This window comes from Streptomyces sp. H27-C3, assembly GCF_030063415.1.
Taxonomy (GTDB): domain Bacteria; phylum Actinomycetota; class Actinomycetes; order Streptomycetales; family Streptomycetaceae; genus Streptomyces.
On sequence record NZ_JASITA010000024.1, the window covers coordinates 1 to 13,173 of the forward strand.

Consider the following 13,173-nt stretch of genomic DNA (forward strand, 5'->3'; position numbering starts at 1 on the left):
CACGTCGCCCAGGAACTCAACGGCCGCCCACGCAAGACGCTCGGCTGGAGTACTCCAGCCGAGCGTCTACGTGATCTACTCACCACCTGAAAACCAGGCGGTGTTGCAACGACCACTGGAACCCAAGGTGGGCCTTACGGGAGAAGGGCCCCGGGGCGTGCGGCCCTGCCCCCGGGCGCAGGGCCTACTGGAAGAGGTCGCCGGTGGCGAAGCGCAGCACCAGTTGGGGGGCGCCGGACAGGATGATGCCCGCGACCGCCGTGAGAGTGATGGCGACGGCGACCGGCATGGGCACCGCGTGCTTGACCCGCTCGCCCGGGGCATCGGCCCCGGCCCCGGCCCCGGCCTCGTTCTCGGCGGGTGCGCGGAAGAGGGCGGTGGTCCACCGGAGGTAGTAGTAGAGCGCGATCACGACGTTCACGGCCATGACGACGGCGAGCCAGCCGAGGCCCGCGTCGACGGCCGCGGAGAAGACCGTGACCTTGGCGAAGAGGCCGATGATGCCGGGCGGCAGGCCCGCCAGGCAGAGCAGGAAGAAACCGAGCGCCAGGGCCGCGAGGGGGCGGGTCGCGTACAGGCCGCGGTAATCGGCAATACGGTTCAGCGGGTTCGTACGGGCGACGAGGGCGGCGACCGCGAAGGCGCCCAGGTTCACCACGGCGTACATCAGCGCGTACGCGACCGTGGAGCCGATCTGGTCGTCGCTGGAGTACGCGGCGGCAGCGATCGGGACCAGGAGGTAGCCGGCCTGCGCGACGGAGGACCAGGCCAGCAGGCGAACCGCGCTGTACGCGCGCGTGGCGGACTGGCGCAGGGCAGCCACATTGCCCACGGTCATGGTGAGCGCGGCCAGCACGGCGATCGCCGGGCCCCACACGTCCGCGTACGAGGGGAAGGCGACGACGGTGACGAGGATGAGCCCGGTGAAGCCGACCGCCTTGCCGACGACGGACAGGTAGGCCGCGACAGGCAGGGGCGCGCCCACGTAGGTGTCGGGGACCCAGAAGTGGAACGGGACAGCGGCCGACTTGAAGGCGAAGCCGACGAGCGTCAGGGCGACGCCCGCCTTGGCGAGGGTGTCCAGCTGCGCCGGTACGTCGTCGAGGCGGGTGGCGATCTCCGTGAGGTGCAGGGTGCCGGTCGTCGCGTACACGAAGCTGACACCGAGCAGCATCACGGCGGTCGCGGTGACGGACGACAGGAAGAACTTCAGCGCCGCCTCCGATGAGAGACGGTCACCGCGCTTGAGCCCCACCAGGGCGAAGGCGGGCAGTGAGGCCACTTCAAGGGCCACCACGAGGGTGGCGAGGTCCCGCGAGGCGGGCAGCAGGGCGGCGCCCGCCGCCGACGACATCAGCAGGAACCAGAATTCGCCGGCCGGGAGCTTCTTCGTCTCGGTCAGCGAGAGCAGCGCCGTGAGCAGCGCGCCGCCGAGCACCAGCAGCTGAATGACCAGCGTGAAGTAGTCCGCCGTGTAGCTGCAGACAGCGGCGTCGGAGGTGAGGCAGAACGTCGAACGGTCCCCCTTGCGCAGCGGCAGCAGGGCGAGCAGGGCCACGACGAGACCGGCGATCGAGATCCACCCGAGGAGCTGCTTCCTGCTCTCGCGTACGAAGAGATCGGCGACCAGGACGAGCAGGCCGACCGCCGCCGTGATCGTCGGCGGTGCGATCGCCGCCCAGTCGACGGACTGGACGAGGCTGGCTGCGCTTTCGGCGGCCACGGTCACGACTTGCCTCCTGCGAGGAGCTTCTGCACGGCCGGGTCGGTGAGGCCGAGGAGGACCGCGGGCCAGAGTCCGGCGAGGACGGTGAGGGCGACGAGCGGGGTCCAGGCGGCGAACTCGTAGCCCTGGATGTCGGCGATGGGCTCGGGTGTTTCGCGCTGCTCCCCCATGCAGACACGGCGTACGACGACGAGCAGGTACGCGGCGGTGAGCAGGGTGCCGATGCCGGCGATCACCATGAAGGTCAGGAAGGCGGGGCGGCTGAGGCCTTCGGCGGGCTGGAAGGCGCCGAACATCGTGAGCATCTCGCCCCAGAATCCGGCGAGGCCCGGCAGGCCGAGGGAGGCGACGGCGCCGAAGGCGAGCAGGCCGCCGAGGCGGGGGGCCCGGCCGTAGAGGGCGGCGCCGGTGGCTCCGGCCAGGGTGTCGAGGTCCGCGGTGCCGTAGCGGTCCTTGAGGGCGCCGACGAGGAAGAACAGCAGACCGGTGATCAGGCCGTGGGCGATGTTGGCGAAGAGTGCGCCGTTGACGCCGGTGGGGGTCATGGACGCGATGCCGAGGAGCACGAAGCCCATGTGGCCGACGGAGGAGTAAGCGATGAGGCGCTTGAGGTCGCCCTTGGCGCCCTTGCGGGCGAGGGCGAGGCAGGCCAGGGATCCGTAAATAATGCCGACGACCGCGAAGGCCGCGAGGTACGGCGCGAAGGTGTGCATGCCGTCGGGGGCGATGGGAATCGCGATGCGGACGAACCCGTACGTGCCCATCTTGAGCAGGACGCCCGCGAGCAGGACCGAGCCAATGGTGGGGGCGGCGGTGTGGGCGTCCGGGAGCCAGCTGTGCAGCGGCCACATCGGGGTCTTCACGGCGAGCCCGATGCCGATCGCGAGAACGGCTACGACCTGCACCGATGTGGTCAGTCCACGGCCGTTGTCAGTGGCGAGTGCCACCATGTCGAATGTGCCCGACTTCAGTCCGATGAGGAGAAGGCCGAGCAGCATGACGACGGAGCCGAGCAGCGTGTAGAGGATGAACTTCCAGGCGGCGGCCTGCTTCTGGGCGCCGCCCCAGCGGGCGATCAGGAAGTACATCGGGATGAGGACCATCTCGAACGCCAGGAAGAAGAGCAGCAGATCGAGAACGGCGAAGGTCGCCAGGGTGCCGGACTCCAGGACGAGCACCAGGGCGACAAATGCCTTCGGGGACGGGCCCGTTGGCATCTTGAAGTAGCTGTAGAGCGCGCAGAGGAAGGTCAGCAGCGCGGTCAGTACGAGAAGGGGGAGCGAGATGCCGTCGATGCCGAGGTGGATTCTGACGTCGAGCGCCGGGATCCAGCTGATGTCGGTCGTGGCCTGCATCTTCGACGGGTGGGATGGGGTCTCCCCTGCTCGAGCGGAGTCGAGAGTTTGGGGATGGTCGAAGCCGAGCGCCAGGATGATCGCGGCGATGAGGATCGCGCCGGTGACGACCATGCCGTGGCGGAGCACGGCCTGGTCGGGGTTCTTGCCCTTGAGCCCGGGAGGGGCAGGCAGGAGCGCGGCGGCGGCGCCGACGAGCGGGGCGACGACGATGAACGCCAGGAGGAACTGCATCACGGACGGGCTGATATCGATCACTGCTCACGCTCCGACGGCGGCGACGATGACGGCGGCGATCGCCAGGACGACGGACCCGGCGAGCAGTGCGCTGAGGTAGGTCTGCACATTGCCGGTCTGGGCGCGGCGGACGCCCGCGCCGAGCAGGCGCGGGAGGGTGCCCGCACCGCGTACGTAGGTGTCGACGACCTCGCGGTCCAGGAAGCGGACCAGTTCGGCGGCCGCTTGGACGGGCCGTACGAAAAGGGTGTGGTAGACGGCGTCGAGGTGGAATCCGGCGGCCGCGTGGCGGTGGAGCGGGCCGAGCAGGAGACGGCCGGGGTCCGCCGGGTCGGGGGCCGACGCGATGTCGCCGTAGGCGGCGGTGTGGGTGGCGATGGCTTCGGCCTCGGAGGTTGCCGGGTCGGCGTCCGGGTGGGCGGCGACGGCGCCGATCGGGGGCCGGGTCGCCGTGAGGGCCGTTGTGTAGCGCCAGGCGCCGTAGGTGACGAGGCCGCCGACCAGGGCGACGCCCGTGCCGAGGACCGCGGTGGTGACGGTCGGGGCGAGGGAGTGGACGTCGAACCAGCCCGCGAGTTGGCCGACGGTGAGGCCGAACCCGAGTGAGGGGACGGCCAGCAGCCACAGCACGCCGTTCATGGCGAGTGGCTGCTTGCCGTGGTCCGGCGCGGCGGGGCCGCGGCCCCGGAAGGCCAGCAGCCACAGGCGGGTGGCGTACGCGGCGGTGAGGAGGGCGGTGACCAGGCCCGCGACGAGCACGATCCAGCCGGCGCCGGAGGGGACGCCCCGAGTGGCGCCGAGGGAGGCGTGCTCGGCGGCGACGAGGACGGCTTCCTTGGAGAAGAAGCCGGCGAAGGGCGGGATGGCGGCGAGAGCCAGCAGGGCGATCGTCATCGTCCAGTAGGCGTCGGGGATGCGCTTGGCGAGGCCGCCCATGCGGGACATGGCGGCCAGCGAGTTGGTGCCGGCGGCGTGGATGATCACGCCGGCGCCGAGGAAGAGGAGCGCTTTGAAGGCGCCGTGGGACAGGAGGTGGAAGACGGCCGCGCCACGGTCACCGACAGCCAGGGCGCCGGTCATATAGCCGAGCTGGCCGATGGTCGAGTAGGCGAGGACCCGCTTGATGTCGTCCTGGGCCAAGGCGGCGAGCGCCGATCCGACCATGGTGACGGCGGCCATCACGGCGAGGACGGTCAGGGCCGCGGCGGAGGCCGCGAAGACGGGGAGGAGGCGGGCCACGAAGTACACACCGGCGGCGACCATCGTCGCGGCGTGGATCAGCGCGGAGACGGGCGTGGGGCCCGCCATCGCGTCGGGCAGCCAGGTGTGCAGCGGGAACTGCGCCGACTTGCCGGCGACGCCCGCGAGGAGCAGCAGCGCGATCAGGGTGGGGTGGTCGAGACCCCGGTCGCCGACCACGTCCAGGATCGTGGAGATCCGGAAGGAGTTCGCGTCGGCGGCGAGCGCGAACAGGCCGAACAGGAAGGGGACATCACCGAGTTTGGTGACCAGGAAGGCCTTCAGGGAGGCGGCGCGGGCCGCAGGCGTCTCCCAGTAGTGGCCGACGAGGAAGTACGAGCAGATGCCCATGATTTCCCAGCCGACGAGGAGCACCATCAGGTCGCCGGAGTAGACGACGAGCAGCATCGCGGAGGTGAACAGGGAGACCAGGGCGGCGTACGAGGGGTAGCGCGGGTCGTCGCGCAGATAGCCCGTCGAGTAGATCTGCACACAGGTCGCGACGACCCCGACCAGGACCGCGACCAGGACCGCGAAGCCGTCGAGGTGCAGGGCCAGGTCGATGGGGACCGAGCCGGTGGGGGTGAGCCGGGTCGACGCCTCGATGTCCTTGCCGCCGCCCTGGCGTACGGCGACGAGCACGGCCAGCACGGCGGCGGCCACGGTCGGCAGTACGGCCAGGGGCCGCACGAACCCGGGGGCGGTGCGGCCGAGCAGCAGGCCGGCCACGGCGCCCAGGAACGGAAGGAGTGGAACGAGGACGGCGAGGGTCGTGATGGTCACGCGGCGGCCTCAGCCTTCTGTGCCGGGGCGGAAGCTTCGTCGTCGGGGCCTTCGGCGGTGTCGCGGAGCCGGTCGATGTCCGACGTGCCGCGGTTGCGGTAGACCATCAGGACGATCGACAGGCCGATGCCGATCTCCGCCGCGGCGATGGCGATGGTGAAGAGCGTGAGTGCCTGGCCGGAGTGCAGGGTGTCGCGGAGCCAGACGTCGAAGGCGACGAGGTTGAGGTTGACGGCGTTGAGCATCAGCTCGACGGACATCAGGACCAGGATCGCGTTGCGGCGCGCGAGTACGCCGTACAGCCCGGTGCAGAAGAGGAGGGCGGCGAGCACGGCGGGATAGGCGAGGTGCATCAGCGCTTGTCCTCCGGGGCGGTGGCGGCCGGGGTGGTGGCGGCGTTCGGGTCGACGCTGTCCTTGCGGGAGAGGACGATCGCGCCGACCAGCGCGGCCAGCAGCAGGACCGACAGCGCCTCGAAGGGCAGTACCCAGTGCTGGAAGAGGATCTCGCCGGTCACCTTGGTGGAGCCCTGGGCGGGCCCGTCCAGGGCGATCCAGGTCGTACGGAACGCGTCGACGACCACCCACACGAGTGCGGCCGCCGCGGCGAGGGCCACGGTGAGAGCGACCCAGCGGTTGCCCGAATCAGCGTCCGGGGAGCGGCCGATGGGGGCCTTCGTGAGCATCAGCCCGAAGAGAAGGAGAACAACGACGGAGCCGACGTAGATCAGGACCTGGACCCAGGCGATGAACTCGGCTGTCAGCAGGAGGTATTCGACGGCGATGCCGCCGAGTGCCACGACCAGCCAGAGGGCGGCGTGCACCAGCTGCTTGGTCGTGACCGTGATGACGGCCGCGCCGAGGGTGGCGATGCCGACGAGCAGGAAGGCGATCTCGACGCCGGTCGGGGACAGGAAACCGTGTTCGGCGGCGGCCGTTGCGAGGTGGCTCATTCGGTGGCCCCCTCTTCGCGCTGCCCCTGCTCGGCTGTGTGCTCACGCGCGGCTTGTTCCTGCCGGGGTGGCTGTTCCTGGGCGGCCTGTTCCTGCTGGGCGGCTGCCTGTTCCTGGGCGACTTGTTCCTGGGCCACCTGCTCCTGAGCGGCTGGCTCCTGGGCGGCTGCGAGTTTGTCGGCGGTCTTGCGGGCTGCCGCGATCTCCTTCGGCTCCTCGGCCGCCGGGTCCAGCGCGGGTGGCGCGGGCACCGTCCACATCCACTCGCGGAGCTTGTCCCGCTCATGGGTCAGCTCGTGAATGTCCGTCTCCGCGTACTCGAACTCCGGGGACCAGAAGAGCGCGTCGAAAGGACACACCTCAATGCAGATACCGCAGTACATGCAGAGCGAGAAGTCGATCGCGAAGCGGTCCAGGACGTTGCGGCTGCGCTCGCGGCCACCGGGGGCGGCGGCAGGGAGCGTCTCCTTGTGGGAGTCGATGTAGATGCACCAGTCGGGGCACTCACGGGCGCAGAGCATGCAGACCGTGCAGTTCTCCTCGAACAGGCCGATCACGCCGCGCGAGCGGGGTGGGAGTTCGGGCTGGACATTGGGGTACTGCGCGGTGACGGTCTTCTTCGTCATGGTGCGGAGTGTGACGGCCAGGCCTTTGGCGAGGCCGGACCCTGGGATCGGAGCCATTACTGGATCGCCACCTTCACGATGCCGGTGAGCGCGATCTGCGCGAGAGCGAGCGGGATGAGCACGGTCCAGGCGAGCTTCTGCAACTGGTCCTCGCGCAGGCGCGGGTAGGTGACGCGTAGCCAGATGACGCCGAAGGCGAGGATCGCGGTCTTCAGGAGCGTCCAGACCCAGCCGAGTCCGTCCGCGCCCCACGGGCCGTGCCAGCCGCCGAGGAACAGGACGGTGGTCAGACCGCACAGGACGACGATTCCGGCGTACTCGGCGAGCAGGAAGAGAGCGAAGCGGAGGCCCGTGTATTCCGTGTACGCGCCGAAGATGATCTCCGAGTCGGCGACGGGCATGTCGAACGGCGGGCGCTGGAGTTCGGCGAGACCGGCCACGAAGAAGACGAGCGCGCCGACGATCTGCCACGGCAGCCACCACCACTCGAAGGCATTGAGGATGCCGGGGAGCGAGACCGTGCCGGCCGCCATCGCCACGGACGCGGCGGTGAGCAGCATCGGCAGTTCGTACGCGAGCAGCTGAGCGGCGGTGCGCAGGCCGCCCAGGAGGGAGAACTTATTGGCCGAAGCCCAGCCCGCCATGAGCGAGCCGAGCACACCGACGCCCATGACGGCGAGCACGAAGAAGATGCCCGCGTCGACGACCTGGCCGACCGCGCCCTCACTCGGGCCGATCGGGATCGCGACGAGGACGAGGAGGTACGGGAGGAGGGCGACGGCGGGCGCGAGCTGGAAGATACGGCGGTCGGCGTTGGCCGGGACGATGTCTTCCTTCTGGGCGAACTTCACACCGTCAGCGACGAGCTGGGCCCAGCCGTGGAAGCCGCCCGCGTACATGGGGCCGAGCCGGCCCTGCATGTGCGCCATCACCTTGTGCTCGGTCTGGCCCACGACCAGGGGGAGCACCAGGAATACGGCGAAGACGATGAGCAGCCGGAGGGCGACATCGAGTACGTCGTTCACGCGTCGCTCCCTCGTTCGTCGGCGGGACGGTCCGCTTCCGCGTCGGTACTTCCGGCCGATTCCGTCGAGTCGGCCGAGTCGGCTGAATCGGCCTCGGCCGTCACTTCGGTCGCTTCCGTGTCCGGAGTGGCGTCGGCCTCTTCGGCCGGGTCCGCGTCCCGGGCGTTGTGCCACGGGGTGTCCGTGGAACGTGCGGGCGGCGTGGGCCGGGGCGGCGGCGGTTCCGCTGCCGGTGCTGGTGTCGGCGGCGGTTCCGGTGCCGACACCAGCGGCCCGGCCTGCGCATCGCCCTCGGCTGCCGCGCCGGGCGCAGAGGCCTCAGTGGCGGGAGGCTGCGTGGCTTCCGGCACCTGCTTGCCCACCGAAGCCTGTGGGGCATCTGGCGCCGGGGTCTGCGGGACCTCAGTCGCCACCGGCGCCTCCTGAGCCTGCGGGCCCACCGGCGCCTCCAGAGCCTGGCTCGCCGAGCCCGCGCTCACGCTGCGGGCTCGGCGGGCAGGGCGGTCGGCTGCCGCAGCTCCCGCCGCTCCCGCGCCGGCTCCGGCCGCTCCCGCGCGTGGCGTGCGGGTCGGGCGGGACTGGGCCGGGGGGAGCTGGCCCTTCAGGGGGCCCCATTCGTTCGGGTCGGGGACGCCCGGCGGCAGCATCTGGCGGCGCTTGGGGCCGCCGTGGTCGGACTCCCCCGGCTCCTTCGCGCCCGGCCATGCCTTGGCGACCCGGGCCGCTAGGACGAAGTCCTTGCGCAGCGGGTGGCCCTCGAAGCCGTCGGGCAGGAGGAGCGGCACGAGGTGCGGGTGGTCCGTGAAGTCGACGCCGAACATCTCGTGCGTCTCGCGCTCGTGCCAGGCCGCGCCCGCGTAGATCTCCACGGCGGTGGGGACGACCGGCGCCGAGTGCGGGACGGTCGTACGGATGAGGAGGCGGCGTACCCGGCGATTCTCCAGGGCCACGACATGGGCGCAGACCTGGAAGCCGGTGCCCGGCTCGTCGACCGCGCTCAGCCAGTCGAAGTAGGTGCAGCCCAGCTTGTCGCGGGCGATCTCCAGGGCCGCGATCCACGAACCGATCGGGACGTCGACGGTGAGCAGGTCGTAGGAGTGTCCGGCGGTCGCCTCCTCGCCGAAGATCTCGGTGACGGCGTCGGGGAGGGTGTCGTACGCCGTCAGGGTGTTCTCGGTCGGGTCGCTCACTTCGCGTCGTCCTCCCCCGGAGCCGAAGCTGGGGCCGAGGCTGGAGCCGAGGCTGGGGCCGAAGCGCGGACAGGAACCGAAGCGGGAGCGGGCGGCGGTGTGAGCAGGCCGCTCTGCAACGCGGCGGCCGACGGGGGCCGTCCGTAGCCGTAGCGCTCGCTCAGCGACTCGCGGGAGATCTTTTCCTGAAGCTTGAGAATGCCCTGGAGCAGCGCCTCGGGACGGGGCGGGCAGCCCGGGACGTACACGTCGACCGGAATGATCTGGTCGACGCCCTTCGTCACGGAGTACGAATCCCAGTACGGGCCGCCGCAGTTGGAGCAGGCGCCGAAGGAGATGACGTACTTGGGCTCGGGCATCTGCTCGTACAGCCGCTTCACGGCCGGGGCCATCTTGTCCGTCACCGTGCCGGAGACGACCATCAGGTCCGCCTGGCGCGGGCCCGGCGCGAAGGGGATCACGCCGAGGCGGATGAAGTCGTGGCGCGCCATGGATGCCGCGATGAACTCGATCGCGCAGCAGGCGAGTCCGAAGTTGAAGACCCACAGGCTGTAGCGGCGGCCCCAATTGAGAACCACCTTCATCGGTTCCGGCGCGAGCCGTGAGAGCACGCCCAAGCGTTGTGGCTCCGGCAGATCGACAGGGGTCACGCCCATTCGAGGACGCCCTTCTTCCATGCGTACAGCAGTCCCACGGCCAGGAAGCCGAGGAAGATGAACATCTCGACCAGGGTCGCGGCGCCGTATCCGGCCGCGGCGAAGACCGTCGCCCACGGGAACAGGAAGATCGAGTCGACGGCGAAGATCACGTACAGAAAGGCGTAGACGTAGTAGCGGACCTGCGTGTGCGCCCAGCCATCGCCGACCGGGTCCACTCCGCACTCGTACGTGAGCATCTTCTCCGGTGTCGGCACGACGGGCCGCAGCAGCCGCCCGGCCCCGAAGGCCACGGCGACGAACAGCACGCCGACGAGCGCGAGCAGCCCGACGACCGAGTAACTCTCGAAGTAGTCCGTGGACTCCGTCGCGAGATTCGTCGCGAGATCCGCAGCGAGCTCCGCGGCGGAATTTGTCGCGGAATTCGTCATGGGTTGCGCCGCAAGAACAGTCGATTCCGGCACGTCCGCCCCTCGCTCCCTGGCCTCGTTGCGTCCTGTTCGACGATCTGTACGCACGGGAGTCTAGGCCCTGGTAAAGACTCGGTAAGCAGCCGCGTCACACCGGGGTGGGGTTATCCCTACTTCCGTACACCCAGCCGCCCCATGGCATCCGCGGCGTCGGCCCGGCAGGCTGGGCATATGACCGCCAGCACCAGCGACTGCCTCTCCCCGTCCGACCGGTCCGACCGGCCGCCACCCGTGCGTTTCCCGTACGGGCCGCACGTCTGGAAGGAGATCGCGCATCTCCTTCTCAATCTGCCGATGGCCCTGATCGGCTTCACCTTCGTCGTGGTGGCCCTCCTGCTGGGCTGTGGTCTGTCCGTCACCGTCGTCGGGCTACCGCTGCTGGCCCTGAGCCTGTTGGGCGCCCGCTACCTCGGCAGGATCGAGCGGGCACGCGCGCGTGTGCTGCTCGGCGAGTGGGTCGACGAGCCGAGCCCGGCCCAGGCGGGCCTGCGGGACCGCGGTTTCCTCCCGTGGCTGTGGGCGAGCCTGAAGGACCCGGTGGGCTGGCGGACGGCGCTGTACTCGCTGGTCCGGCTGCCCTGGGGCGTACTGACGTTCACGGTGGTCGTGGTTGGTCTGTTCGTGCTCTGGCCGGTCCTGCCGTACCTCGTGCGGGCACTGGCCAACGGCGACCGGGCGATGGTGCGGGGGCTGCTCTGCCCCTCCGACGAGTTGGAGCGGCGGATCGCCGAGCTGGAGTCGGACCGGGGCGTCGTCGTCGACACCGCCGCCGCCGACCTGCGGCGCATCGAACGCGATCTGCACGACGGCGCGCAGGCCAGGCTCGTCGCCCTCGCCATCGGGCTCGGCATGGCCAAGGAGAAGCTGACCGGCGACTTCAAGGACCCGGTCGCCGCCGCGGCGATGGTCGACGAGGCGCACGGCGAGGTGAAGCTGGCCCTTCAGGAACTCCGGGACCTGGCGCGCGGCATCCACCCGGCCGTCCTGACCGACCGCGGCCTGGACGCGGCGCTCTCCTCCATCGCGTCGCGCTGCACGGCCCCGGTGAAGGTCACGGTCGAGCTGACCGGACGCCCGGCCCAGGCCATCGAGGGCATCGCGTACTTCACCGTCTCCGAACTCCTGCAGAACGTCAGCAAGCACAGCGGCGCGCGCAACGCGTCCGTCGATGTGTGGCGGGCCGGGAACCGGCTGCTGATCAAGGTGAAGGACGACGGGCGCGGCGGCGCGCGGCTGGACGGCGGCACCGGGATGTCCGGGCTCGCGGACCGGCTCGGCGCGGTCGACGGGGTCTTTGCCCTCGACTCCCCGGTGGGCGGGCCCACCACGGTCACGGCCGAACTGCCCTGGCGCGACCGCGAAGGCGAACACGGGAACACCCGTGATCACCAGGCCGGCGGCGGGGCGAAGCGCGCCGCGGGGGTAGGGAAAACCCCCGTCCGCAAACGGTGACGGCCCTCATGGTCCTGGGCCTCGCGCCCCAGCATTCTTGAGGTAGACGCTCACTCAGGCTCCGCAGCAGCAGAGCAGAAACGGACGGCAGCGATGGCCACGGAGTACGCACCGCAGATCCGGGACAAGTGGGAGCCCGAGCACGGTTCCCCGCGAAGGCACCTGCTGCCTCCGGCGCTGCGCGCGCCCGTCGAGGCCCGCGCCTGGCGCGAGCTCGGCTATCTCTTCCTGAGCGTGCCGATCAGCCTGCTGCTCTTCAGCTTCGCCGTCACCATGACGTCGCTCAGCGCCGGCCTGCTCGTCACCTTCCTCGGCGTGCCCCTGCTCGCGGCGGTCCTGGCCTGCTGCCGGGGCTTCGGGATGGTGGAGCGGGCCCGCGCCAGGTGCCTGCTGAAGGTGCACGTGGCCGACCCCGCTCCCGTGCGCCCCAAGGCGAACGGCGCGATGCCCTGGATCGGCGCGATGATCAAGAGCGGAGTGTCCTGGCGGCACCTGCTCTACGCCGTCCTGCACATGCCGTGGGCGCTCTTCGCCTTCACCCTCGCGGTGACTGTCTGGTCGTGGGGCTGGGCGATGCTCACGTATCCGCTGTGGCAGTGGGTCTTCCCCATGTACGGCGGGGTGGGTGGCATCCAGTTGTACGGCGACGGCGCGCACAACGTCTATCTCGACAGCCCCTTCGAGCTGGCGGTGACCAGCGCGTTCGGCCTGATCGTGACCCTGGCCGCCCCGTGGGTCATCCGGGCCCTGACCTCCGTGGACCGGTTGCTGGTGACCGGACTGCTGGGCCCGTCCCGGCTCGCCAGCCGTGTCTCCGAGCTGGAGTCGGACCGGGGCGTCGTCGTCGACACCGCCGCCGCCGACCTGCGGCGCATCGAACGCGATCTGCACGATGGCGCGCAGGCCAGGCTCGTCGCCCTCGCCATGGACCTGGGTCTGGCGAAGGAGAAGCTGACGGAGGACCCCGAGGCCGCGGCCCGCATGGTGGACGAGGCGCACGGCGAGGTGAAGGTCGCCCTTCAGGAGCTGCGTGACCTCGCCCGCGGCATCCACCCGGCCGTTCTGACCGACCGGGGCCTGGACGCGGCACTCTCCGCGATCGCCTCCCGGTGCACGGTGCCGGTGCAGGTCGAGGTGGATCTGCCGACGCGCCCGGCCCAGGCCATCGAGGGCATCGCGTACTTCACCGTCTCCGAACTCCTGCAGAACGTCAGCAAGCACGCACGGGCGAGCCGGGCCCGGATCGACGTGTGGCAGTCGACGGACCGGGTGCTGCTTCAGGTGAGCGACGACGGGCAGGGCGGCGCGGACACCGAGTCCGGTTCCGGCCTGGCGGGACTCACGGAGCGGCTCGACGCGGTCGACGGGATCCTGGTCATCGACTCCCCGGTGGGCGGGCCGACCACGGTCACGGCGGAGCTGCCCTGGCGCGGCTGACCCCGGCGCTCCCCCGCGCGGGCCG

General features: G+C 70.6%; 12 protein-coding genes. 2 read left to right on the forward strand and 10 right to left on the reverse strand.

Features of this window, described 5'->3' with window-relative positions; all coding sequences use genetic code 11:
* Window positions 1-184 precede the first annotated feature (184 nt).
* Genes QMK30_RS22965 through QMK30_RS23010 form a run of 10 tightly spaced genes read right to left on the reverse strand, consistent with a single transcriptional unit; the run spans window position 185 to window position 10,220 of the window.
* On the reverse strand, window positions 185-1,729 hold the full coding sequence (locus tag QMK30_RS22965; RefSeq protein ID WP_283520183.1) for an NADH-quinone oxidoreductase subunit N: 1,545 nt from the start codon (window positions 1,727-1,729) through the stop codon (window positions 185-187).
* Complete coding sequence (locus QMK30_RS22970; RefSeq protein WP_283520278.1) at window positions 1,726-3,315, reverse strand: complex I subunit 4 family protein; 1,590 nt, start codon at window positions 3,313-3,315, stop codon at window positions 1,726-1,728. The genes QMK30_RS22965 and QMK30_RS22970 overlap by 4 nt, the downstream gene beginning before the upstream one ends.
* A gap of 27 nt (window positions 3,316-3,342) precedes the next feature.
* Entirely contained in the window at window positions 3,343-5,340 is a 1,998-nt protein-coding gene (locus QMK30_RS22975) for an NADH-quinone oxidoreductase subunit 5 family protein (protein WP_283520184.1), read from the reverse strand.
* A complete protein-coding gene (gene nuoK, locus QMK30_RS22980; RefSeq protein ID WP_283520185.1) occupies window positions 5,337-5,693 on the reverse strand; it encodes an NADH-quinone oxidoreductase subunit NuoK in 357 nt (118 codons plus the stop codon). The genes QMK30_RS22975 and nuoK overlap by 4 nt, the downstream gene beginning before the upstream one ends.
* Complete coding sequence (locus tag QMK30_RS22985) at window positions 5,693-6,292, reverse strand: NADH-quinone oxidoreductase subunit J family protein (protein WP_283520186.1); 600 nt, start codon at window positions 6,290-6,292, stop codon at window positions 5,693-5,695. The genes nuoK and QMK30_RS22985 overlap by 1 nt, the downstream gene beginning before the upstream one ends.
* Window positions 6,289-6,975, reverse strand: a complete 687-nt coding sequence (locus QMK30_RS22990) for a NuoI/complex I 23 kDa subunit family protein (protein WP_283520187.1) — start codon at window positions 6,973-6,975, stop codon at window positions 6,289-6,291. The genes QMK30_RS22985 and QMK30_RS22990 overlap by 4 nt, the downstream gene beginning before the upstream one ends.
* The gene (locus QMK30_RS22995) at window positions 6,975-7,943 is read right to left on the reverse strand and encodes a complex I subunit 1/NuoH family protein (RefSeq protein WP_283520188.1); all 969 of its coding nucleotides are present in this window, start codon (window positions 7,941-7,943) and stop codon (window positions 6,975-6,977) included. Before QMK30_RS22995 ends, QMK30_RS22990 begins: the two co-directional genes overlap by 1 nt.
* Window positions 7,940-9,133 carry an NADH-quinone oxidoreductase subunit C gene (locus QMK30_RS23000; RefSeq protein WP_502963202.1) on the reverse strand — a complete coding sequence of 398 codons (1,194 nt, stop codon included), beginning with the start codon at window positions 9,131-9,133 and terminating at the stop codon, window positions 7,940-7,942. Before QMK30_RS23000 ends, QMK30_RS22995 begins: the two co-directional genes overlap by 4 nt.
* On the reverse strand, window positions 9,130-9,810 hold the full coding sequence (locus tag QMK30_RS23005) for an NADH-quinone oxidoreductase subunit B (RefSeq protein WP_502963203.1): 681 nt from the start codon (window positions 9,808-9,810) through the stop codon (window positions 9,130-9,132). Before QMK30_RS23005 ends, QMK30_RS23000 begins: the two co-directional genes overlap by 4 nt.
* Complete coding sequence (locus tag QMK30_RS23010; protein WP_283520190.1) at window positions 9,780-10,220, reverse strand: NADH-quinone oxidoreductase subunit A; 441 nt, start codon at window positions 10,218-10,220, stop codon at window positions 9,780-9,782. The genes QMK30_RS23005 and QMK30_RS23010 overlap by 31 nt, the downstream gene beginning before the upstream one ends.
* A 210-nt stretch (window positions 10,221-10,430) precedes the next feature.
* Between QMK30_RS23010 and QMK30_RS23015 the strand changes: the two genes are divergently transcribed.
* Both QMK30_RS23015 and QMK30_RS23020 read left to right on the forward strand, forming a co-directional pair.
* Window positions 10,431-11,711, forward strand: a complete 1,281-nt coding sequence (locus tag QMK30_RS23015) for a sensor histidine kinase (protein ID WP_283520191.1) — start codon at window positions 10,431-10,433, stop codon at window positions 11,709-11,711.
* 93 nt (window positions 11,712-11,804) lie between these two features.
* Complete coding sequence (locus tag QMK30_RS23020) at window positions 11,805-13,148, forward strand: sensor histidine kinase (protein ID WP_283520192.1); 1,344 nt, start codon at window positions 11,805-11,807, stop codon at window positions 13,146-13,148.
* The last annotated feature ends 25 nt before the right edge of the window (window positions 13,149-13,173 follow it).

Excerpts from the sequence above, each read along its gene's own strand:
- nuoK (WP_283520185.1), bottom strand. The coding sequence starts at position 5,693 with ATGCACCTCGCCTATCCCGCCGTGCTCGCCGCCCTCCTCTTCTGCACC.
- QMK30_RS23005 (WP_502963203.1), bottom strand. The coding sequence starts at position 9,810 with ATGGAAGAAGGGCGTCCTCGAATGGGCGTGACCCCTGTCGATCTGCCG.
- QMK30_RS22990 (WP_283520187.1), bottom strand. The coding sequence starts at position 6,975 with ATGGCTCCGATCCCAGGGTCCGGCCTCGCCAAAGGCCTGGCCGTCACA.
- QMK30_RS23020 (WP_283520192.1), top strand. The coding sequence starts at position 11,805 with ATGGCCACGGAGTACGCACCGCAGATCCGGGACAAGTGGGAGCCCGAG.
- QMK30_RS22970 (WP_283520278.1), bottom strand. The coding sequence starts at position 3,315 with ATGCAGTTCCTCCTGGCGTTCATCGTCGTCGCCCCGCTCGTCGGCGCC.
- QMK30_RS23015 (WP_283520191.1), top strand. The coding sequence starts at position 10,431 with ATGACCGCCAGCACCAGCGACTGCCTCTCCCCGTCCGACCGGTCCGAC.
- QMK30_RS22985 (WP_283520186.1), bottom strand. The coding sequence starts at position 6,292 with ATGAGCCACCTCGCAACGGCCGCCGCCGAACACGGTTTCCTGTCCCCG.
- QMK30_RS23010 (WP_283520190.1), bottom strand. The coding sequence starts at position 10,220 with ATGACGAATTCCGCGACAAATTCCGCCGCGGAGCTCGCTGCGGATCTC.